Origin of the sequence: Streptomyces sp. NPDC017936, assembly GCF_044328485.1 — a bacterium.
Taxonomy (GTDB): domain Bacteria; phylum Actinomycetota; class Actinomycetes; order Streptomycetales; family Streptomycetaceae; genus Streptomyces.
The window spans coordinates 402,735-423,824 of the sequence record NZ_JBIRHK010000008.1 but is presented as its reverse complement, the minus strand read 5'-3'; the positions used below and the strand labels follow the sequence as shown (position 1 = coordinate 423,824).

At 73.2% G+C, this 21,090-nt stretch carries 20 protein-coding genes and 1 pseudogene; 17 read left to right on the top strand and 4 right to left on the bottom strand.

Translation table 11 applies throughout. The annotated features are described in order from the left end of the window. The first annotated feature begins 105 nt into the window (after positions 1 to 105). The 11 genes from ACH4F6_RS19765 to ACH4F6_RS19715 all read left to right on the top strand — a co-directional run bounded on the left by ACH4F6_RS19765 (position 106) and on the right by ACH4F6_RS19715 (position 12,861). Entirely contained in the window at positions 106 to 1,767 is a 1,662-nt protein-coding gene (locus ACH4F6_RS19765) for a CTP synthase (protein ID WP_397961511.1), read from the top strand. A 122-nt stretch (positions 1,768 to 1,889) separates the two neighbouring features. Further along, positions 1,890 to 2,516 (top strand): NUDIX domain-containing protein, encoded by a 627-nt coding sequence (locus ACH4F6_RS19760; RefSeq protein ID WP_397961509.1) that lies wholly within the window; start codon positions 1,890 to 1,892, stop codon positions 2,514 to 2,516. Between the two features lie 157 nt (positions 2,517 to 2,673). After that, the gene (locus tag ACH4F6_RS19755) at positions 2,674 to 4,740 is read left to right on the top strand and encodes a tetratricopeptide repeat protein (protein WP_397961508.1); all 2,067 of its coding nucleotides are present in this window, start codon (positions 2,674 to 2,676) and stop codon (positions 4,738 to 4,740) included. Between the two features lie 134 nt (positions 4,741 to 4,874). Further along, complete coding sequence (gene ald / locus ACH4F6_RS19750; protein WP_397961506.1) at positions 4,875 to 5,999, top strand: alanine dehydrogenase; 1,125 nt, start codon at positions 4,875 to 4,877, stop codon at positions 5,997 to 5,999. Between the two features lie 495 nt (positions 6,000 to 6,494). Next, positions 6,495 to 7,535: a ParA family protein gene (locus ACH4F6_RS19745; protein ID WP_397961505.1), complete on the top strand. Its 1,041-nt coding sequence runs from the start codon at positions 6,495 to 6,497 to the stop codon at positions 7,533 to 7,535. Further along, complete coding sequence (locus ACH4F6_RS19740) at positions 7,520 to 8,104, top strand: hypothetical protein (protein ID WP_397961504.1); 585 nt, start codon at positions 7,520 to 7,522, stop codon at positions 8,102 to 8,104. Before ACH4F6_RS19745 ends, ACH4F6_RS19740 begins: the two co-directional genes overlap by 16 nt. Before the next feature lie 18 nt (positions 8,105 to 8,122). Further along, positions 8,123 to 9,268 (top strand): segregation and condensation protein A, encoded by a 1,146-nt coding sequence (locus tag ACH4F6_RS19735; RefSeq protein ID WP_397961503.1) that lies wholly within the window; start codon positions 8,123 to 8,125, stop codon positions 9,266 to 9,268. Beyond that, positions 9,265 to 9,942, top strand: coding sequence for an SMC-Scp complex subunit ScpB (scpB, locus tag ACH4F6_RS19730; RefSeq protein ID WP_397961502.1), 678 nt, complete (start codon positions 9,265 to 9,267; stop codon positions 9,940 to 9,942). Before ACH4F6_RS19735 ends, scpB begins: the two co-directional genes overlap by 4 nt. Further along, complete coding sequence (locus ACH4F6_RS19725; protein WP_397961501.1) at positions 9,942 to 11,006, top strand: pseudouridine synthase; 1,065 nt, start codon at positions 9,942 to 9,944, stop codon at positions 11,004 to 11,006. Before scpB ends, ACH4F6_RS19725 begins: the two co-directional genes overlap by 1 nt. Positions 11,007 to 11,119: 113 nt before the next feature. Next, positions 11,120 to 11,839, top strand: a complete 720-nt coding sequence (locus ACH4F6_RS19720) for an NUDIX domain-containing protein (protein WP_397961500.1) — start codon at positions 11,120 to 11,122, stop codon at positions 11,837 to 11,839. Continuing rightward, a complete protein-coding gene (locus tag ACH4F6_RS19715; protein ID WP_397961499.1) occupies positions 11,836 to 12,861 on the top strand; it encodes an ADP-ribosylglycohydrolase family protein in 1,026 nt (341 codons plus the stop codon). Before ACH4F6_RS19720 ends, ACH4F6_RS19715 begins: the two co-directional genes overlap by 4 nt. Here ACH4F6_RS19715 and ACH4F6_RS19710 read toward each other — a convergent pair whose 3' ends face one another. Together ACH4F6_RS19710 and ACH4F6_RS19705 are read right to left on the bottom strand one after the other, a co-directional pair. Continuing rightward, positions 12,862 to 13,302, bottom strand: a complete 441-nt coding sequence (locus ACH4F6_RS19710; protein ID WP_397961538.1) for a Rieske (2Fe-2S) protein — start codon at positions 13,300 to 13,302, stop codon at positions 12,862 to 12,864. A 108-nt stretch (positions 13,303 to 13,410) separates the two neighbouring features. Then, positions 13,411 to 13,539: pseudogene (locus ACH4F6_RS19705) on the bottom strand (DUF6529 family protein); the annotation flags it as partial. A gap of 131 nt (positions 13,540 to 13,670) precedes the next feature. On the opposite strand from ACH4F6_RS19705, the gene aroH reads away from it, so the two are divergent. From aroH to der, 5 genes are all read left to right on the top strand, one after another. Further along, positions 13,671 to 14,033, top strand: a complete 363-nt coding sequence (gene aroH / locus ACH4F6_RS19700) for a chorismate mutase (RefSeq protein WP_397961498.1) — start codon at positions 13,671 to 13,673, stop codon at positions 14,031 to 14,033. After that, positions 14,030 to 15,115 (top strand): prephenate dehydrogenase, encoded by a 1,086-nt coding sequence (locus ACH4F6_RS19695; RefSeq protein WP_397961497.1) that lies wholly within the window; start codon positions 14,030 to 14,032, stop codon positions 15,113 to 15,115. The genes aroH and ACH4F6_RS19695 overlap by 4 nt, the downstream gene beginning before the upstream one ends. Before the next feature lie 357 nt (positions 15,116 to 15,472). Next, entirely contained in the window at positions 15,473 to 16,159 is a 687-nt protein-coding gene (gene cmk, locus ACH4F6_RS19690) for a (d)CMP kinase (RefSeq protein ID WP_397961496.1), read from the top strand. Beyond that, entirely contained in the window at positions 16,156 to 16,818 is a 663-nt protein-coding gene (locus tag ACH4F6_RS19685) for a lysophospholipid acyltransferase family protein (RefSeq protein WP_397961495.1), read from the top strand. Before cmk ends, ACH4F6_RS19685 begins: the two co-directional genes overlap by 4 nt. A 104-nt stretch (positions 16,819 to 16,922) precedes the next feature. Further along, positions 16,923 to 18,401, top strand: a complete 1,479-nt coding sequence (gene der, locus ACH4F6_RS19680; protein ID WP_397961494.1) for a ribosome biogenesis GTPase Der — start codon at positions 16,923 to 16,925, stop codon at positions 18,399 to 18,401. A 68-nt stretch (positions 18,402 to 18,469) separates the two neighbouring features. On the opposite strand, the gene ACH4F6_RS19675 is transcribed toward der, so the two are convergent. Together ACH4F6_RS19675 and ACH4F6_RS19670 are read right to left on the bottom strand one after the other, a co-directional pair. Continuing rightward, positions 18,470 to 18,880: a hypothetical protein gene (locus ACH4F6_RS19675; RefSeq protein WP_397961493.1), complete on the bottom strand. Its 411-nt coding sequence runs from the start codon at positions 18,878 to 18,880 to the stop codon at positions 18,470 to 18,472. Between the two features lie 149 nt (positions 18,881 to 19,029). Continuing rightward, the gene (locus ACH4F6_RS19670; RefSeq protein ID WP_397961491.1) at positions 19,030 to 19,812 is read right to left on the bottom strand and encodes a hypothetical protein; all 783 of its coding nucleotides are present in this window, start codon (positions 19,810 to 19,812) and stop codon (positions 19,030 to 19,032) included. Positions 19,813 to 20,333: 521 nt separating this feature from the next. Between ACH4F6_RS19670 and ACH4F6_RS19665 the strand changes: the two genes are divergently transcribed. Next, positions 20,334 to 21,026 carry a transglycosylase family protein gene (locus ACH4F6_RS19665; RefSeq protein WP_397961490.1) on the top strand — a complete coding sequence of 231 codons (693 nt, stop codon included), beginning with the start codon at positions 20,334 to 20,336 and terminating at the stop codon, positions 21,024 to 21,026. Positions 21,027 to 21,090 lie beyond the last annotated feature (64 nt).

The following is a 21,090-nucleotide window of genomic DNA, read 5'->3' as shown; positions in this document are numbered from 1 at the left end:
CGCAGCGACGGCACCCCCGGAAACCTCCGGCACCCGCCACCGGCGAGAGCCCCCGGAAGCCGCACCGCACCCCCAGACCGCGACCACGGGAGCCCCCTCTTGGCCATGCCGCCCAAATCCACGACGACCAAGCACATCTTCGTCACCGGGGGTGTCGCCTCCTCTCTCGGCAAGGGGCTGACGGCCTCCAGCCTCGGCATGCTGCTCAAGGCGCGGGGCCTGAGGGTCGTGATGCAGAAGCTCGACCCGTACCTCAATGTCGACCCTGGCACGATGAACCCGTTCCAGCACGGTGAGGTGTTCGTCACCAACGACGGCGCCGAGACCGACCTGGACATCGGCCACTACGAGCGCTTCCTCGACCGCGACCTGGACGGCTCCGCCAACGTCACCACCGGCCAGGTCTACTCGACCGTGATCGCCAAGGAGCGGCGCGGCGAGTACCTGGGCGACACCGTGCAGGTCATCCCGCACATCACCAACGAGATCAAGCACCGGATCCGCCGCATGGCGACGGACGAGGTGGACGTCGTGATCACCGAGGTCGGCGGCACGGTCGGCGACATCGAGTCGCTGCCGTTCCTGGAGACCGTCCGCCAGGTCCGGCACGAGGTCGGCCGGGACAACGTCTTCGTGGTCCACATCTCCCTCCTTCCCTACATCGGTCCCTCGGGCGAGCTCAAGACCAAGCCCACCCAGCACAGCGTGGCCGCCCTGCGCAACATCGGTATCCAGCCGGACGCGATCGTGCTGCGCTGCGACCGCGAGGTGCCCACCGCCATCAAGCGCAAGATCTCGCTGATGTGCGACGTCGACGAGGCAGCCGTGGTCGCCTGCCCCGACGCCCGCTCCATCTACGACATCCCGAAGACCGTGCACGGCGAGGGCCTGGACGCCTACGTCGTGCGCAAGCTGGACCTGCCGTTCCGGGACGTGGACTGGACGACCTGGGACGACCTGCTCGACCGCGTCCACAACCCCGACCACGAGATCACCCTCGCCCTGGTCGGCAAGTACATCGACCTGCCCGACGCCTACCTCTCGGTCATCGAGGCCCTGCGTGCCGGCGGCTTCGCCAACAAGGCCCGCGTGAAGATCAAGTGGGTCACCTCGGACGACTGCAAGACCCCGGCGGGCGCCAAGGCGCAGCTCGCCGACGTGGACGGCATCTGCATCCCCGGCGGCTTCGGCGACCGCGGTGTGCTCGGCAAGGTCGGCGCCATCCGCTACGCCCGCGAGAACAGGATCCCGCTGCTCGGTCTCTGCCTGGGCCTGCAGTGCATCGTGATCGAGGCGGCCCGCAGCCTCGCCGGCATCGGCGACGCCAACTCCACCGAGTTCGACCCGGCCACCGCCCACCCGGTCATCTCCACGATGGCCGAGCAGCTCGACATCGTCGCCGGCGAGGGCGACCTGGGCGGGACGATGCGTCTGGGCATGTACCCGGCCAAGCTGGCCGAGGGCTCCATCGTGCGCGAGGTGTACGACGGCAAGGAGTACGTCGAGGAGCGGCACCGTCACCGGTACGAGGTGAACAACGCCTACCGCGCGGAGCTGGAGAAGAAGGCGGGCATCCTGTTCTCCGGCACCTCCCCGGACGGCAAGCTCGTCGAGTACGTCGAGTACCCGCGCGACGTCCACCCCTACCTGGTCGCCACGCAGGCCCACCCCGAGCTGCGGTCCCGGCCGACGCGGCCGCACCCGCTGTTCGCCGGCCTCGTGAAGGCGGCGGTGGAGCGGCAGGCCGCGGCGAGGACGAATTCGTAGCGACACACCGGTTGTACGGTGGCCGGGGTGCATTCCTTCACAGGGTGGGCACCCCGGTTTCGTCCCGGCCGGTCCCTCGCGGCGTGCGGCCGGCCACTCGTGTACGTGCGGAAGGACAGGGCATGACGATCAAGGACACCCCCGAGGCGTGGGAGATCCGGGCGACGGAGACCCCCTTCACGGGCAACAAGACCTCCGTCCGCACGGACGAGGTGGTCATGCCCGGCGGCTCGATGGTCCGCCGCGACTACCAGGTCCACCCGGGCTCCGTGGCCGTCCTCGCCCTCGACGAGGAGGACCGCGTCCTGCTGATCAAGCAGTACCGCCACCCCGTGCGGCAGCGGCTGTGGGAGATCCCGGCCGGTCTGCTCGACGTGCCCGGTGAGAACCCGCTGCACGCCGCCCAGCGCGAGCTGTACGAGGAGGCGCACGTCAAGGCCGAGGACTGGCGGGTGCTCACCGACGTGTACACGACTCCCGGAGGGTGCGACGAGGCGGTGCGGATCTTCCTGGCCCGTGATCTCTCCGAGGCCGACGGGGACCGCTTCGAGGTGGAGGACGAGGAGGCCGACATGGAGCACGCGCGCGTGCCGGTCGACGAGCTCGTCCGGGCCGTGCTCGCGGGCGACGTGCACAACAACTGCCTCGTCGTGGGCGTGCTCTCCCTGGCCGCCGCACGCGCCGGCGACGGGCTCGACGCGCTGCGGCCGGCTCAGGCTCCCTGGCCGGCGCGTCCGTTCGAGGCGTGAGCAAAAACCCCCTCCGGTATGACGATCGCCTGATCCGATCGGGCGACGCCACCGCCGTGCTCCTCCGGGAACGTCGCAGAGCGTGAACTAGGCTCGGGAATCACCCGGTCCGGAGTTCCGGCGGGCTTGCGCGTGCGGTGGGACGGGAGTGTGGCCCGTGACGGATCAGGCAGTGGACACAGGCGGCGTGCAGCTGTCGGGAGACGCTGCGACGGAGGGCCATTTCCTGGGCCGTGCCCGGGAGTTGAAGGAACTGCGGGCCGACATCGAGCGCGCCGGGCTGGACACCCTGTCCGGGCGGAAGGCGCCCCGCGCGCGCGTGCTGCTGATCGCCGGCCGGCCCGGCTCCGGACGGACGGCGCTCGCCGAGGAACTCGTCCGGCAGGTCGCCGGCCGGTACCACGACGGGGTGCTGCGCGCCCGTCTCGGCGAGCCGGACGGCACTCCCGTGCCCGTCGAGCGCGCCGCCCGCGAACTGCTCGCCGCCCTCGGCCTGCCCATCCCGCCGGGCGCGTCCGAGGACGACCTCTCGGCCGCCCTGCGCGAGGCCCTCGCCGGGCGGCGCGCACTGCTCCTGCTCGACGACGCGACCGGCGCCGAACAGGTCGACGCGCTGCTCCCGGACACCCCGCAGTGCCTGGTCGTCGCCGTCTCGGCGGGGCCGCTCACCGGGATCTCGGACGTGCGTCCCTGCACGCTGGGCGGCCTGGACACCAAGTCCGCCCTCGAGCTGCTCACCCGCCACACCGGCTCGGTCCGCGTCACCGTCGACCCGCGGGCCGCCGAGGGGCTCGTCGAGGCGTGCCAGGGGCACGCCGCCGCGCTGATGCTCGCGGGCGGCTGGCTCGCCGCCCGCCCCAAGGCCGCCGTCGCCGACCTCGCCAAGCAGCTGCACGCGCAGGGCGAGGACGGTACGCCGCTGAGCCGTGTCTTCCGGCTCGTGCACGCCTCCCTCCCCGCGGCCGCCGCCCGGACCCTGCGGCTGCTCTCCCTCGCCCCGGCCGGCCTGGTGGACCCGCACACCGCCTCCGCGCTCGCCGGCTGCTCGCTCGGCGCCGCCCGCACCACCCTGGACGACTTCGTCGCCCTCGGCCTGCTGCGGGCCGTGGACTCCCCGCTGCCCCAGTACGAGGTCCCCGGCTGTCTGCACCCCCTGCTGCGGGCCGCCGCCGAGGCCCACGAGCGCCCCGGTGAGCTCCAGCTGGCCCGGGCCCGCATGCTGGAGCGGACGGTGCGGCTCCTGCAGTCCTGCCGGGCGATCACCGAGACGGACAATCCGCAGGCCCGGGAGAAGCTCCAGGACATGCCCCGGACGCTGCGCTTCCCCGGCCCCCGCGAGGCCGCCGACTGGCTGCGCGTCCGCCGGCCCGCCCTGCTCGCCTCGGCCCGTCTCGCGGTCGCCGACGGGGAGCTGGACACCCTGGCCAGGCGCCTGATGTCCCAGCTGGTCAGGGCGATGGTCGCGCACTTCGGCACCCAGGGGGCCGCCCCCGACCTGTACGGGATCCACCAGCTCGTCCTGGACGTGGCGGAGCGGCGGAACCTGCCCCGCGAGAAGGCCGCCGCCCTGCTGAACCTGGCCGACGTCGACGCGCGGACCGGGCGGACCGCGAAGGCGCTGGTGCGGTACCGGGCGGCGCTGGACGCCGGACGCGAGGCGAACGACCCGTATGCGACCGGGCGCGCCATGGAATCCGTAGGCGGTGCGCACCTGGAGCTCGGGGACTTCGACCGGGCCGCCGACTGGTTCGGCCGCGCCCTCGCCCAGCGGCTGGCCCGCGCCGAGCGCGCGGACGCCGCCCGGCTGTACGGCCGCATCGCCACCGCACACACCTACGCGGGCCGCTACGGCGAGGCGCTGCGCGGCTGGCGGGCCGCGGCGGCCGGACACCGCAAGAACGGCGATGTCGCCGCGTACGCGCGGGCGTTGAGCGAACTGGCCCGGGTCCAGGAGTACGCGGGCCGGCCCGAGGAGTCGCTGCGCACCTGCCAGGAGGCGGTGGAGTGGGCGCGGCGCGCGCAGGACGCCCGGCTCCAGGCGGCGCTGCAGCTGCGGCTGGCCGACACCCTGGAGCGCCTCGGCGACCCGGCGGCCGCCCGCCTGCACCGCGGCGCGGCCGAGCGCATCCTGGAAGAGGAGGCCCAGGACGGCGATCCGGGGCCGGAACGGCCGGAACACCACGCTAACGCCTGCGAAATCCGTAGTACATCCATCGAGGATTGATGCATTGAAAGGCTAGACAGCGGGAACACCTTCATTAGACTGGCTCTGCCGCTCGTTCTCCTGCGGTGTATCCCCGTGTGCCCTTTGCATCCGGGTATTTCTTGCTATGCCCCACACCCTCTGAGCCAAGGACCGTGATCGACGTGAAGGTCGGCATCCCCCGCGAGGTCAAGAACAACGAGTTCCGGGTGGCCATCACCCCCGCCGGTGTGCACGAGCTGGTGCGCCACGGCCACCAGGTGGTCGTCGAGCAGGGCGCCGGTGTCGGCTCGTCGATCCCGGACGAGGAGTACGTCGCCGCCGGGGCGCAGATCCTGCCGACGGCCGACGAGGTCTGGGCCGCCGCCGACCTGCTGCTGAAGGTCAAGGAGCCCGTCGCCGAGGAGTACCACCGCCTCCGCAAGGACCAGATCCTCTTCACCTACCTGCACCTGGCCGCCTCCAGGGAGTGCACGGACGCCCTGCTGGAGTCCGGCACCACGGCGATCGCCTACGAGACGGTCGAGCTCCCGAACCGCGCCCTGCCGCTGCTGGCCCCGATGTCCGAGGTCGCGGGCCGCCTCGCCCCGCAGGTCGGCGCCTACCACCTGATGGCCGCGGCCGGCGGCCGCGGTGTGCTGCCCGGCGGCGTCCCGGGCGTGCCGGCCGGCAAGGCCGTCGTCATCGGCGGCGGCGTCTCCGGCTGGAACGCCGCGCAGATCGCCATCGGCCTGGGCTTCCACGTGACGCTGCTCGACAAGGACATCAACAAGCTCAAGGAAGCCGACAAGATCTTCGGCACGAAGATCCAGACCGTCGTCTCCAACGCCTTCGAGCTGGAGAAGGCCTGCCTGGACGCCGACCTCGTCGTCGGCGCCGTGCTCATCCCGGGCGCCAAGGCCCCGAAGCTGGTCACCAACGAGCTGGTCTCCCGGATGAAGGCCGGAAGTGTCCTTGTCGACATCGCGATCGACCAGGGCGGCTGCTTCGAGGACTCCCACCCGACCACGCACGCCGAGCCGACCTTCCGGGTCCACAACTCGGTCTTCTACTGCGTCGCCAACATGCCGGGCGCGGTGCCCAACACCTCCACCTACGCGCTGACCAACGCCACGCTGCCCTACATCGTGGAGCTCGCGAACCGGGGCTGGGTGGAGGCGCTGCGCCGCGACGCCGCGCTGGCCAAGGGCCTCAACACCCACGACGGCAAGGTCGTTTACCGCGAGGTCGCCGAGGCGCACGGCCTGGAGCACGTGGAGCTCGACTCGCTGCTCGGCTGAGCCCGGGCCAAGTCGCCCTTCCGCAAAGGCGATACGTCAACTTGACGCGTCAACCGCACGCAGCCGGCCGGACCTTGCCCGACGAGGTCCGGCCGGATGTGTGTATGGTCACTTTGCCATGCTCGGCCGACTCGCCTCGAACGTGACCGTTCGACCGGTTCGTACACCGGTGGAACCTGCCGTGCGACGGCCGTACGCCCTTGACAGCGGGATGTTTCATTGTCGACACATCGGGCCGGGTCCGGCGGATTGTGTTGCTGCGGACGCCCGACACGCCATAGAGTCGCCAACCGTCGGCATGGTGCCACGCTGACCTTGTCTAGAAGTTTCCTGGTCACCAAGGAGGTAAGACGACTTGTGAATGAGTCGACATTTTCTCCCGGGGGTGGTCAACCAGGAACGCCTACGCGGGGCCCGGGCCCCACGGGGCTCGAGGCTGTCGGCTCCGTCGCTGTCCGAACCTTCGCAGCCCATCAGAGCCAGAGCAGCCCCCCCATGGCTCAGCCAGCACACCACAGCATGGATGGCCATCACGTGAACGCCATGGCCGGCGACGGAAGTGGCGCGCCCCGCAACCACTTCGCCGACTACGACGAACTGCCCGACGGGCACTTCTACGACCCCGACGCCGAATACGAGCCCGACCCGGAGTACGCGGCCACGCTCGCGCCCGACGCTGCCCGCCAGCGCCGTGAGCGCATCGGCCCGACCGGTCGCCCGCTGCCGTACTTCCCGATCCCGGGTCCGCTGACGAACCACGGACCCGCGACGATCATCGCGATGTGCAACCAGAAGGGCGGCGTCGGCAAGACGACGTCGACCATCAACCTGGGTGCCGCGCTGGCGGAGTACGGACGCCGGGTGCTGCTCGTGGACTTCGACCCGCAGGGCGCGCTGTCGGTCGGTCTCGGCGTCAACCCGATGGAGCTCGACCTCACCGTCTACAACCTGCTCATGGAGCGGGGCATGTCGGCGGACGAGGTGCTCCTGAAGACGGCGGTCCCCAACATGGACCTGCTGCCGAGCAACATCGACCTGTCCGCCGCCGAGGTCCAGCTGGTCTCCGAGGTCGCGCGCGAGTCCACGCTCCAGCGTGCGCTCAAGCCGCTGATGGACGACTACGACTACATCGTCATCGACTGCCAGCCCTCGCTCGGTCTGCTCACGGTCAACGCGCTGACCGCCGCGCACAAGGTGATCGTCCCGCTGGAGTGCGAGTTCTTCGCCCTGCGCGGTGTGGCGCTGCTGACCGAGACCATCGAGAAGGTCCAGGAACGCCTGAACCCGGAGCTGGAGCTCGACGGCATCCTGGCGACCATGTACGACTCGCGCACCGTGCACAGCCGTGAGGTGCTCGCACGGGTCGTCGAGGCGTTCGACGACCACGTCTACCACACGGTCATCGGGCGCACGGTCCGCTTCCCGGAGACCACGGTCGCCGGTGAGCCGATCACCACGTACGCCTCCAACTCCGTCGGCGCCGCCGCCTACCGCCAGCTCGCCAGGGAGGTGCTCGCCCGGTGTCACGCCGAGTGAGTCTGCCGGGGGCCGACGAACTCTTCCGCACGACAGGGGGAACGGCGCTTCAGCCGTCCGCGCCCCGGCGCTCCGCCAACGGCGAGGCCCGGGTGCCCGCGCCGGCGGGCGAGAGCGACGGGGCGGCGGCCGCCTCCGCCGAGGACGCGCCGCCGGCCGTTCCGGCGCAGGGCGGCGACGGCGAGGGCGCCGAGCACGTGGCGGCCGACGCCGAGCAGGCCGACGCGGGGGAGTCCCGCAGCCGGGCCGCGGGCGCGGAGCGCACCGCACGGCGCCAGGCGGCGCAGGAAGGTTCTGCCGGATCCGCCGCCGGCGCCCAGCCGCGCAAGCGCGGGCGGTCCTCGACGCGCCGGCCCAGCGGCCGGGAGCGGCACGACGAGAAGATCACGGTGTACGTGTCCGCCGAGGAGCTGATGGACCTCGAGCACGCGCGTCTGGTGCTCCGCGGTGAGCACGGGCTCGCCGTCGACCGGGGCCGCATCGTCCGCGAGGCCGTCGCCGTCGTCCTCGCCGACCTGGAGGCCCGCGGGGACGCCAGCATCCTGGTGCGACGGCTGCGCGGACGGTAGCGGTAGCCTGCGGGGGCCATGACCTCGAACGACGTTCCCGCTCCCGGCGCACCGGCCGGCCGCCGGCGTGCGCTGGGGCGGGGGCCGGGAGCCGCGCCGGTCGAGCCGGCCGTCCCGCTTCCGGCGCCGCAGGAACCGCCCGTTCCGCAGGCGCCGCCCGAGCCCGAGCCCGAGCCCGAAACCGTCGTACCGGAGCCGGAGCCGGAGCCGGAGCCGGAGCCGGAGCCCGCGCCCGTCGTGGTGGGGCCGGAGCCCGCCGAGCCGGAGCCCGCGCCCGAGGCGGACGCCGCCGTACCGGAACCACGGCCGGCGGAGGCCGGGCAGCCCGGAGCCGAGCCCGGCCCGGCGCCCGCCGACGGTGTCTTCAAGGTCCGGCTCGCCAACTTCGAAGGCCCCTTCGACCTGCTCCTCCAGCTGATCTCCAAGCACAAGCTGGACGTCACCGAGGTCGCGCTGTCGAAGGTCACCGACGAGTTCATGACGCACATCCGGGCGATGGGGCCGGACTGGGACCTGGACCGGACGACCGAGTTCCTGGTCGTGGCGGCCACCCTGCTCGACCTGAAGGCGGCCCGGCTGCTGCCCGTCGCCGAGGTCGAGGACGAGGCGGACCTGGCCCTGCTGGAGGCCCGCGACCTGCTGTTCGCCCGGCTGCTCCAGTACCGTGCGTACAAGCGGGTCGCCGACATCTTCCACGGCAAGCTGGAGGAGGAGGCCCGCCGCCACCCCCGGACCGTCGGCCTCGAGCCGCACCACGCCGAGCTGCTGCCCGAGGTGGTCATCGGCATCGGTGCGGAAGGGTTCGCCCGGCTCGCCGTCAAGGCGATGCAGCCCAAGCCGAAGCCGCAGGTGTACGTGGACCACATCCACGCGCCGCTGGTCAGCGTGCAGGAACAGGCCGGGATCGTGGTCGCGCGGCTGCGCACGCTCGGGGAGGCCAGCTTCCGCACGCTCGTGGAGGACACCGACGACACCCTCACCGTCGTCGCCCGCTTCCTGGCCCTGCTGGAGCTGTACCGGGAGAAGGCCGTCGCCCTCGACCAGGAGGCCGCGCTCGGGGAACTGCTCGTGCGCTGGACGGGCGGCGACGGGAACGAGACGCCGAGGGTGACCGACGAGTTCGACCGGCCGCCCGAGGAGCCCGAGGAGGAGAGGAAGCCGTGAACGAGACCACCGGGGTCCCGGCCGGGCCGGGCGGCGTGGCCGGCCTCGACCTCAAGCCCGCGCTGGAGGCCGTCCTGATGGTGGTGGACGAGCCCGCCACCGAGGAACACCTCGCGAGGATCGTGGACCGCCCGCGCCGGCAGGTCGCGGACGCGCTGCGCGAACTGGCCGACGAGTACACCCTCCAGCGGCGCGGCTTCGAGCTGCGGTTCGTGGCGGGCGGCTGGCGGTTCTCCACCCGGGCCGAGTACGCCCCCGCCGTCGAGCGGTACGTCCTGGACGGGCAGCAGGCCCGGCTCACCCAGGCGGCGCTGGAGACCCTCGCGGTCGTCGCCTACCGCCAGCCCGTCAGCCGCAGCCGGGTCTCCGCGGTGCGCGGGGTGAACTGCGACGGCGTGATGCGCACCCTCCTGCAGCGCGGGCTGGTCGAGGAGGCGGGCGCGGAACCCGAAACAGGTGCGATCCTGTACAGGACGACGAACTACTTCCTGGAGCGGATGGGCCTGCGCGGTCTGGACGAGCTCCCGGAGCTCGCGCCCTTCCTGCCCGAGGCGGAGGCGATCGAGGCCGAGACCCAGGAAGGCGTACCGTCGTTCGATCCGGACGCCCCCGACACGGAGGCGCCGGCCACGGACGACGGTCCCACGACGAACACGACGACGACGGAACTTTGATGCGAAGCAGCGGCAGCGGCAAGAGCGGCGGGCGCGGTAACCACCGCGGTGCCGGCAACAACAGGGACCAGAAGCAGGGCCAGGGCCGTCCCCGCAAGCCCCGCCCCGAGGAGCGCCGCTACGACGTGGGCCCCGGCGCCTCCCCGGACGGCCCGAAGTCGGGGCGCGGCGGCGCGGCCCGCGGCGGCGCCAAGGGCGGCCCGAAGAAGCCCCAGCCGCAGCACGGGCGCACGGCGCCCGCCCGGTCCCGGGAGTACGAGGCACGGGCCGAGGAGCGCAACCGCGAGCGGTACGCCGGCAAGAAGGACGTCAAGCTGCCGAAGACCTTCCCGGGCGCCGAGCAGGAGGGCGAACGGCTCCAGAAGGTCCTCGCGCGCGCGGGCTACGGCTCCCGGCGCACCTGCGAGGAGCTGATCGAGCGGGCGCGCGTCGAGGTCAACGGCGAGATCGTCCTGGAGCAGGGCAAGCGGGTCGACCCGGAGAAGGACGAGGTCAAGGTCGACGGCCTGACGGTGGCGACGCAGTCGTACCAGTTCTTCTCGCTGAACAAGCCCGCCGGCGTCGTGTCCACCATGGAGGACCCGGAGGGGCGGCAGTGCCTCGGTGACTACGTCACCAACCGCGAGACGCGGCTCTTCCACGTCGGGCGGCTCGACACCGAGACCGAGGGCGTCATCCTGCTCACCAACCACGGCGAGCTGGCGCACCGGCTGACCCACCCCAAGTACGGCGTGAAGAAGACCTACCTCGCCGCCATCGTGGGGCCGATCCCGCGCGACCTGGGCAAGAAGCTCAAGGACGGCATCCAGCTGGAGGACGGCTACGCCCGCGCGGACCACTTCCGGGTCGTCGAGCAGACCGGCAAGAACTACCTCGTCGAGGTGACCCTGCACGAGGGCCGCAAGCACATCGTGCGCCGCATGCTCGCCGAGGCCGGCTTCCCGGTCGACAAGCTGGTGCGCACCGCCTTCGGCCCGATCACCCTGGGCGACCAGAAGTCCGGCTGGCTGCGGCGGCTGTCCAACACCGAGGTCGGCATGCTGATGCAGGAGGTCGACCTGTAGGTCCCGCGGCGCCCGCGGCGGCCGGTTCCGGATTCCTCCGGAGCCGGCCGCTTCCTTGTGCCCGGACACCCGGCATGTTTATAGTCGTTACGACTATTAAGGAGGTGGGGGGGATGCGGGGCTACGACAAGTACGCCTTCGAGCCCTTCGCCGTCACCGTCGACCTCGCCGTCCTCACCCTGCGCTCGGGCGCGCTGCACGTCCTGCTCGTCGAACGGGGGCAGGAGCCGTACGCCGGCCGCTGGGCGCTGCCCGGGGGCTTCGTGCTGCCCGAGGAGTCCGCGGAGACGGCGGCCCGGCGCGAACTCGCCGAGGAGACCGGCCTGGAGGACGTCTCCGGGCTGCACCTGGAGCAGTTGCGCACCTACAGCGAGCCCGGCCGCGACCCCCGGATGCGGGTCGTCTCCGTCGCCTTCGCCGCGCTGCTGCCCGACGCCCCCGAACCGCGCGGCGGCGGCGACGCGGCCCAGGCGCGCTGGCTGCCGTACGACGACGCGGGGCCGCTCGCCTTCGACCACGACCGGATCCTGGCCGACGCCCACGACCGGGTCGGCGCCAAGCTCGAGTACACCTGCCTGGCCACCGCCTTCTGCCCGCCCGAGTTCACCCTCGGCGAGCTCCAGCGGGTCTACGAGACGGTGTGGGGCACCGGTCTGGACCGCCCCAACTTCCGCCGCAAGGTGCTGGCCACACCCGGCTTCGTCGAACCCGTCCCCGGCGCCGCGCGGCTGACCGGGGGCCGGGGCAAACCGGCCGCCCTCTACCGCGCGGGCACCGCCACCACCCTCCACCCACCGCTGCTGCGACCGCCCCGGGAAGGACGTCCGGCATGACCGCCACCACCACCGTCAGGAAGCGCGCCGCCACCGGAGCCCTCGTGGGCCTCGCGCTGGGGGACGCGCTCGGGTTTCCCACCGAGTTCAACGACGTCCCCTCGATCCTCGCCAAGTGCGGACCCTGGCGCGAGATGGAGCTTCCGACGCGCGCCTTCGTCTCCGACGACACCCAGATGACCCTCGCGGTCGGACGGGCCCTGCGCTCGGCCATGGACCGGGGACCGCTCGTGCCGTCGCGCCTCGAGCGGCCGCTGCGCGAGGAGTTCGTCGACTGGTACCGCTCGCCCGACAACAACCGCGCCCCGGGCCGGACCTGCCTGACCGCCTGCGACCTGCTGGAGGACGAGGGGCGGCTCTGGCAGGACGCCAGCCGGATCGGCTCCAAGGGCTGCGGCGCCAACATGCGCGTCGCCCCCCTCGGTCTCGCGCCCGGCCTCAGCGACGAACAGCGCGCCGGCGCCGCGCAGCTCCAGGCCGCCCTCACCCACGGCCACCCCACCGCGCTCGCCGCCTCCGACCTCACCGCCCACGCCGTGCGGCTGCTCGCGCAGGGCGCCGAGCCGGCCGCCCTGGTCGGGCTGCTGCGCTCGTACGCCCTCGACAACCGCGGCCGCTACCACGAGCGCTGGCTGGGCGATCTGTGGACCCGGAGCCAGGACCCGGGCCCGGAGCACTTCTCCGCGCGCGGCTGGGACGAGTGCCTGGCCGTCCTGGACCGCCTCCGGGAGGCACTGCGCACGCCCTCGCCCGAGACCGACCCGTGCCTGGCCACCGGGGCCGGGTGGATCGCCGAGGAGGCCCTGGCGACCGGGCTGCTGTGCTTCCTGCTCTTCCCCGACGAGCCGGTCACCGCCCTGCGCCGGGCCGCCTGCTCGTCCGGCGACTCCGACTCCGTCGCCTGCCTGACGGGGGCCTTCGCGGGCGCGTACGCGGGCTCCGAGGCGTGGCCGACGGAGTGGGCGGACCGGATCGAGTACGGCGGGGAACTGGTGACGCTCGGGGCCCTGTGGGACCTGTGATCAGGCCAGGGCGATGGTGTCGCCCCGCACGGTGATGGGCTCGGCCGGCAGCGGCTCGGTCGCCGGGCCGGCGGTGACCGAGCCGTCGGCGATGCTGAAGCTGCTCTTGTGGCAGGCGCAGTTGATGGTGCCGTCGGCGACGGTGGAGACCGTGCAGCCCTGATGGGTGCAGATCGCGGAGAAGGCCTTGAAGTCACCCTTGGCCGGCTGGGTGACGACCACCTTCTCCTCCGCGAAGACCGTGCCGCCGCCGACGGGGATGTCGGCCGTGGCGGCCAGTTTCTTCCCGGCGGCGACGGCCGGGGGCGCGGCCGCGGTCCCGGCCGTCGCCTCGGCGGTGGTCTCGGAGGCGGAGCCGTCGTCGCCGTCGCTGCAGCCGACGGCGAGTGCCGCCGCGCCCGTCGCGAGGAGAACCGTCCGGCGCGAGGCGGGGTGGGTCATGTCGTCACTCCGAAGGTGCGGAAGGGCGGGGGAGGGGGCCGGCCGGACGCTCCTGGACACGGCGGGGCGAGCCCGCCGACGACCGGCGGAAGCCAGGGGGAGGCGCTCCGGGCGGAGCAGCAGCATCTTGGCACCGAAGGCGCCGAAGAAGAAGCAACCCGGGAGGGAGCGCCGCAAAACGCGCCGACCGTACGCCCGACGGCCGAGCGCGCGGGGCGGCGCACGGCGGGCGGTCACCGCGCCGGCGCGGGCCGCCGTCTCAGCGGACGGGCGGCGCGCACCGGCCCCGCCCGGGGCTGACTAGGCTGGACGGGCGAAGCGCGACACCTACGGGAACAGCGATACCTACGGGGACAAGGAGCGGTGCCGTGGCGGTACGAGCGGTCCGGGGGGCCGTCCAGCTGGAGAGGGACGAAGCCGGCCACATGGACGAGCAGGTCGGAGCCCTGCTCACCGCCCTCATGGAGCGGAACTCCCTCAGCGCCGACGACCTGATCAGCATCTGGTTCACGGCGACGCCCGATCTGCACAGCGACTTCCCGGCCGCCGCCGCCCGCAAGCTCGGCATCGTCGACGTCCCGCTGATCTGCGCCCAGGAGCTCGACGTCCGGGGCGCCATGCCGCGGGTCGTGCGCGTCCTCGCGCACGTCGAGTCCGACCGGCCCCGCGCCGGCCTCCACCACGTCTACCTCGGCGCCGCCGCCGCCCTGCGCAAGGACATCGCCCAGTGAGGACCGCGCTCGTCATCGGAACCGGGCTCATCGGCACCTCCGCGGCCCTGGCCCTCGCCCAGCGGGGCGTCGTCGTCCACCTGGAGGACCACGACCCCCAGCAGGCCCGTACGGCGGCCGCGCTCGGCGCCGGCACCGACGAGGCCCCCGACGGCCCGGTCGACGTCGCGATCGTCGCCGCCCCGCCGGCCCACGTCGCCGGCGTGCTCGCCGACGCCATGCGCCGGGGGGCGGCCCGCGGCTACCTCGACGTCGCCAGCGTCAAGGGCGGGCCGCGCCGCGAGCTGGAGGCCCTCGGCCTCGACCTCTCGGCGTACCTCGGCACGCATCCCATGTCGGGCCGGGAGAAGTCCGGTCCGCTGGCCGCGACCGCCGACCTCTTCGAGGGCCGCCCCTGGGTGCTGACGCCCACCCGGGACACCGACACCGAGGTGCTGAACCTCGCCCTGGAACTGGTCTCGCACTGCCGGGCGGTCCCCGTGGTGATGGACGCGGACGCCCACGACCGGGCGGTCGCGCTCGTCTCCCACATGCCCCACCTGGTCTCCAGCCTGGTCGCCGCCCGTCTGGAGAACGCCGAGGAGGCCGCCGTACGGCTGTGCGGGCAGGGCATCCGGGACGTGACCCGGATCGCCGCCTCCGACCCCCGGATGTGGATCGACATCCTGTCCGCGAACCCCGGACCGGTCGCCGACCTGCTCACCGACGTCGCCGCCGACCTGGAGGAGACCGTCCGGGCGCTGCGGGCGCTGCAGTCCTCCGACGAGGACGAGCGCCGCGACGGCGCCGGCGGCGTCGAGGACGTCCTGCGCCGGGGCAACGCGGGGCAGGTCCGCGTCCCCGGCAAGCACGGGTCCGCTCCGCGGGCGTACGAGGTCGTCGCGGTGCTGATCGACGACCAGCCGGGGCAGCTGGCCCGCATCTTCGCCGACGCGGGACTGGCCGGGATCAACATCGAGGACGTGCGGATCGAGCACGCGACGGGGCAGCAGGCGGGCCTGGTGCAGTTGATGGTCGAGCCGAAGAGCGCGGTGGTGCTGTCCTCGGCGCTGCGGGAGAGAGGGTGGGCCCTCCGGCAGTAGGGCGTCCTGCGCCGTCGAGGCGCCCGGCGCCGGCGTGGGCGTCGCCGGGGGCTCCGCCCCGGACCCCTCGTCCCGCGCCCGCCTCGATCGCCGTCCCGGCCGGGAGAGCGCCGGACCCGCCGGGCCGCCGTCCCGGACCACCGCTGCGGCCCCGCACGGGCCTCGCGCTCGAACGCCGGACGGGCCGGCCGCGCCGGGCCCGCGACGGGGAGCGGCCGCCGGACGGGCCGGATCGCCCCGGCCGGCGCCGCCGCGGCACCGGCGGGCGGCCGGACGAGTGACCCGCACCCAGTAACCTTGTGCGGGGCGCAGTGTCGCCCCCGAGCCCACCACCTCGCACCAGGAAGGTGTCCCCCCGTGGAAAACGGCGCCGCCCAGCCCGTGATTGTCGCCATCGACGGCCCCTCCGGCACGGGCAAGTCGAGCACGTCCAAGGCCGTGGCCGCGCAGCTCGGCCTGAGCTACCTGGACACCGGCGCGCAGTACCGGGCGATCACGTGGTGGATGGTGGCCAACGGCATCGACATCGAGGACCCCTCGGCGATCGCCGCCGTCGCCGGCAAGGCGGAGATCGTCTCCGGCACCGACCCGGCGAACCCGACGATCACCGTGGACGGCACCGACGTCTCCGGCCCGATCCGTACGCAGGAGGTCACCTCCAAGGTCAGCGCGGTCAGCGCGGTGCCGGAGGTGCGGGCCCGGATCACCGAGCTCCAGCGGTCGCTGGCGGCCGCCGCCGAGAAGGGCATCGTCGTCGAGGGCCGGGACATCGGCACGACCGTGCTGCCGGACGCCGACCTGAAGATCTTCCTCACGGCCTCGCCGGAGGCCCGCGCCGCCCGCCGCAGCGGCGAGCTCAAGGGCGCGGACGTCCACGCCACCCGCGAGGCGCTGATCAAGCGGGACGCGGCCGACTCCTCCCGCAAGACCTCCCCGCTCGCCAAGGCGGACGACGCCGTCGAGGTGGACACCACCGAGCTGACGCTGGCCCAGGTCATCGAGTGCGTCGTCACCCTCGTCGGGGAGAAGCGGGCCGCGAAGTGAGCGAGCTGCCCTCCGAGAGGGGTGCCGAGGTCGGGCGGCGCATCGGCGTCGGCCTGATGTACGGGCTGTGGAGACCGCGGGTGCTGGGCGCCTGGAAGGTCCCGGCGAGCGGTCCGGTGATCTTCGCCGTCAACCACTCCCACAACATCGACGGACCGATGGTCATGGGCGTGGCGCCCCGGCCGACGCACTTCCTGATCAAGAAGGAGGCGTTCGTCGGCCCCCTCGACCCCTTCCTGACCGGCATCGGCCAGCTGAAGGTGGACCGCGAGAGCACCGACCGCACGGCGATCACCCGCGCGCTGGGCGTGCTGGAGAACGGCGGCGTCCTCGGGATCTTCCCGGAGGGCACCCGCGGCGAGGGCGACTTCGCCTCCCTGCGGGCCGGGCTCGCCTACTTCGCGGTGCGCAGCGGGGCGCCGATCGTCCCCGTCGCCGTCCTGGGAAGTTCCGGGCGGAGCGGACGGTTGATGAAGGGGCTGCCCCCGTTGCGCTCCCGCGTCGACGTCGTCTTCGGCGACCCGTTCGAGGCGGGCGACGGCAGCGGACGGCGCACGCGCAAGGCCCTGGACGAGGCGACCGAGCGCATCCAGAAGCAGCTGGCCGCCCACCTGGACCACGCCAGACGCTTCACCGGCCGCCGGGCGGCGGGCGAATAATCGCCGGGCGTCCGACGGGGCGCCGGGCGACACTGAGTAGTGGATCACCCCGGGGAAACGGGCGGTCCACCGACCACCACGATGAACGACGAGGTACGGACTTCATGAACGACCACAGCCAGCCCGACGGCTCGGACGCCTTCGAGCACGATCACGGGGCGCTCGGCGACGCCGAGTACGCGGAGTTCATGGAGCTCGCCGCGGAAGAGGGCTTCGACCTCGAGGACGTCGAGGGCGCCATCGAGGCGGCCGGACACGGGCCGCTGCCCGTGCTCGCCGTCGTCGGCCGTCCCAACGTCGGCAAGTCGACCCTCGTCAACCGGATCATCGGCCGCCGTGAGGCCGTCGTCGAGGACAAGCCGGGCGTCACCCGCGACCGCGTCACCTACGAGGCCGAGTGGGCGGGCCGCCGCTTCAAGGTCGTCGACACCGGCGGCTGGGAGCAGGACGTCCTCGGCATCGACGCCTCGGTGGCCGCGCAGGCCGAGTACGCGATCGAGGCCGCCGACGCCGTCGTGTTCGTCGTCGACGCCAAGGTCGGCGCCACCGACACCGACGAGGCGGTCGTCCGTCTGCTGCGCAAGGCGGGCAAGCCCGTCGTGCTGTGCGCCAACAAGGTCGACGGCCCCAGCGGCGAGGCCGACGCGGCCTACCTGTGGAACCTGGGCCTGGGCGAGCCGCACCCGGTGTCCGCGCTGCACGGCCGGGGCACCGGCGACATGCTGGACTCCGTCCTGGAGGCGCTCCCGGAGGCGCCGGAGCAGACCTTCGGCACGGCCGTCGGCGGCCCGCGCCGCATCGCGCTCATCGGCCGCCCGAACGTCGGCAAGTCCTCGCTGCTGAACAAGGTGGCCGGCGAGGAGCGCGTCGTGGTCAACGAGCTGGCCGGCACCACCCGTGACCCGGTCGACGAGCTGATCGAACTGGGCGGAGTCACCTGGAAGTTCGTCGACACGGCCGGCATCCGCAAGCGCGTCCACCTCCAGCAGGGCGCCGACTACTACGCCTCGCTGCGCACCGCGGCCGCCGTCGAGAAGGCCGAGGTGGCCGTCGTCCTGATCGACGCCGCCGAGAGCATCTCGGTCCAGGACCAGCGCATCGTCACCATGGCCGTGGAGGCGGGCCGCGCGCTCGTCCTCGCCTACAACAAGTGGGACACCCTCGACGAGGAGCGCCGCTACTACCTGGAGCGGGAGATCGAGACCGAGCTCGGCCAGGTGGCGTGGGCGCCCCGGGTGAACGTCTCGGCGCGCACCGGACGGCACATGGAGAAGCTGGTCCCCGCGATCGAGACGGCTCTGGCCGGCTGGGAGACCCGGGTCCCCACGGGCCGCCTGAACGCCTTCCTTGGCGAACTGGTCGCCGCCCACCCGCACCCCATCCGGGGCGGCAAGCAGCCGCGCATCCTCTTCGGCACCCAGGCCGGCACCAAGCCGCCGCGGTTCGTGCTGTTCGCGTCGGGTTTCATCGAGGCGGGCTACCGGCGGTTCATCGAGCGCCGGCTACGCGAGGAGTTCGGCTTCGAGGGCACGCCGATCCACATCTCGGTGCGGGTGCGCGAGAAGCGCGGCAAGAAGAAGTGACACGACGTCCGGAGGGCGGCACCCGGTGGTGGGTGCCGCCCTCCGGACGTGTCGGGAACCGCCGTGGCTCACAGGCCCCTGCGGGGAGCGGGGGGCAGGGCCGCCGGGACGTGGTGCATGCCCGTGCGCGCGGGTTGCCGGCTCCCCTGGCCGAGCGGTCCGACCCGCTGCCACGGCGACTGCGGCTGCTGGCCGAGCCCGCTGCGCGCGCTCTGCGCGCCCGCGCTGTAGGCGCTGTAGGAGCCGGTGTGCGAGCTGCCGAACGACCCTGTGCTGTGCGGCGCGTACCCGAAGGCGGTGAACCCCGGTTCGTCCTCCCCGCTGCGGTCCCCGGGCAGCGATCGGAACGACTTGACGTACTCGGCGTAGAGCGCGTCGTAGATCGGCGTGGCCGAGGGGCCCGAGGGGGTTTCCGGAGCCGGTCGTGCGGACGGGATCGACTGGTGGGCCTGGCGGCGGGGAACGTCGTAGGTGTGCACGTATGTCCAAACGAGGTCGGACGGGAAGGGATGCGGCCGGAGGGCGCCCCGAAGGGGGCGCGGGGCGCATCGGCACGTGGGCCCGCGACGCGGGCGCGAACGGCCACGCACGGCCCTCGGCCGTCGGCGGCGTCCCGCCCGGACGGCACTCAGGTCCCGGCCAGCGGGAGCGCCGCTCCGACCAGCTTCCCGTTCGCCGCCGCCTTGTCGAGCGCGTCCCGCAGCAGGTCCTCGCGGGGCTGGCGCCCGATGGAGCCGACCGGCGCGGCGAACATCAGCACCTGCTGGTGCTTGTTGGCGGCGGCCCGCCAGCCCTCCGTCACCTGCAGCGGCTGGTGCGCCTGCCACCAGGCCACCGGCTGCCCGCCGTTCGCCGAGGGCTGCAGCACCGCGTGCAGCTGCCCCATCGCCAGCAGCACGGACCAGCCGTGCCGCACCGGCGGCACCTCGGACAGCTCGGTCAGCGGCATGAAGCCCTGCTCGATGAGGAGCGGCAGGAAGTCGTCGCCGACGCCGATCGTGCCCGGGCGCACGATGGGGGCGGTCGGCTCGACGACCAGCGCCGGGTGCAACTCCCCGGCGATCAGGACGAGTCCGCTGGTGACCCCGAGGACGGCCTGTTCGGGCACGACCTTCTCGGGGTCCAGGTCGACGGTGTCGCCGCTGATCGAGCGGACGGCGCCCTGGAGTTGCTCCTCCGTGACCTGGACGACCTGTGAGGGCAGGCAGGTGGCGTGGGCGAAGGCGAGGACGGCGGTCTCGTCGCCGATGAACAGGACGGTGCTGGTGCGCTCGTGCGCGGAGTCGCCCGGGGTGCGGCAGGAGGTGCAGTCGTAACTGCCCGGGGCGTTCTCTCCGGCGAGCAGCCGGTTGGCTTCTTCGTCGCCGATCTCGGCGCGTACCTCGTCGCTGACGTCGAGCATGCGCGGCACGGGTGACTCCCTCGGGATGCGGTGCGTTGGCGGAGCCGGGTGACTTTCCGGCTCATGAAGAAGACAACGGGCGATCTGTGGCGGGGGTCACGCTGTACGACGAACGGAATCGCAGGGCTCGGCACGCGCGGTCACGATCCGTGCGGAATCGGGCACTCATCGTCAAGTAGAGGGAATCTTCCGGACGTTGGCTGCGTGAAGTGGGTCACATGTGGTGCGAGTCGATGGTCGACACATCATGAAATCGGCGGACGAAGTGGGCGTCCGCGTGCGGCCGATACCGGCGGTAACGGCCAACTGGCCTGGGAAGACGGGGAGTTGCTTGATAACGGTTCGGCAACGTCCATAGATTGCGCGGCCGTGTGCAACGAGCACCGCTCGGGTACGTCCGCCGGCCGCGCAGAGCAGGACACCGCGCAGCACGACCGCCGGCGGACGGGGCGGAGCGCGTCGGCCGCGCCCACCGCGCGGACGGCCGCGCCCCGCTCGGGGGGAGCCCGGGTCCGTAGAGAGGGATCTCCATGTCCGCATGTGCCGACAACACCCACACCCAGGCCCGCGCCGGCAAGGCGCGCACGACGGCGGTCCTCGCCGGGGCGGCGCTTCTCGCCCCCCTCGGACTGCTGGCCGCGGGCGGCGACGCCGCGGCGGCGGACGGCGGGGTGTGGGACCGCATCGCCCAGTGCGAGAGCGGCGGCGACTGGCACATCAACACCGGAAACGGCTACTACGGCGGCCTGCAGTTCTCCGCCTCCACCTGGCGCGCGTACGGCGGCACCGCCTACGCGCCGACCGCCGACCAGGCCGGCAGGGAGCAGCAGATCGCCGTCGCCACCGAGGTCCAGCGGGCGCAGGGGTGGGGTGCGTGGCCCGTCTGTTCGGCGCGCGCCGGGGCGTCCGGCGGCGCACCCGACGTCCCCTCGGCCGGGTCGGGCGCCGGCACGTCGAACGCGAGCGCGTCGGGCTCCGGCGACTCGGGCTCCACCGGTCCGGGTTCGCCCTCGGCCGGGACGGCGGCCCCGGCGTCCGGGCACGCGACGGGCCACAGCTCCCGGAGCGGCTCCCGCGGTGACCACACGGTCCGCCAGGGCGACACGCTCAGCGGCATCGCCGCCCGGCACGGGACCAGCTGGCAGCGGATCTACGCCGCCAACAAGGCCGTCATCGGCGGGAACCCGGACCTGATCATGCCGGGCCTGCGCCTGACCTTCTGACCCCGGGCCGCGGCCTCGCGGCCCCGCCCGGGCGCGCCCGCCGGGCGGGGCCGCGCCGCCGTCG

Coding starts and splice junctions, on each gene's coding strand:
- ACH4F6_RS19715 (WP_397961499.1), top strand. CDS start 11,836: ATGACCGCCACCACCACCGTCAGGAAGCGCGCCGCCACCGGAGCCCTC.
- ACH4F6_RS19745 (WP_397961505.1), top strand. CDS start 6,495: ATGGCTCAGCCAGCACACCACAGCATGGATGGCCATCACGTGAACGCC.
- ACH4F6_RS19720 (WP_397961500.1), top strand. CDS start 11,120: ATGCGGGGCTACGACAAGTACGCCTTCGAGCCCTTCGCCGTCACCGTC.
- ACH4F6_RS19710 (WP_397961538.1), bottom strand. CDS start 13,302: ATGACCCACCCCGCCTCGCGCCGGACGGTTCTCCTCGCGACGGGCGCG.
- der (WP_397961494.1), top strand. CDS start 16,923: ATGAACGACCACAGCCAGCCCGACGGCTCGGACGCCTTCGAGCACGAT.
- ACH4F6_RS19725 (WP_397961501.1), top strand. CDS start 9,942: ATGCGAAGCAGCGGCAGCGGCAAGAGCGGCGGGCGCGGTAACCACCGC.
- ACH4F6_RS19760 (WP_397961509.1), top strand. CDS start 1,890: ATGACGATCAAGGACACCCCCGAGGCGTGGGAGATCCGGGCGACGGAG.
- ACH4F6_RS19735 (WP_397961503.1), top strand. CDS start 8,123: ATGACCTCGAACGACGTTCCCGCTCCCGGCGCACCGGCCGGCCGCCGG.
- ACH4F6_RS19765 (WP_397961511.1), top strand. CDS start 106: ATGCCGCCCAAATCCACGACGACCAAGCACATCTTCGTCACCGGGGGT.
- ACH4F6_RS19665 (WP_397961490.1), top strand. CDS start 20,334: ATGTCCGCATGTGCCGACAACACCCACACCCAGGCCCGCGCCGGCAAG.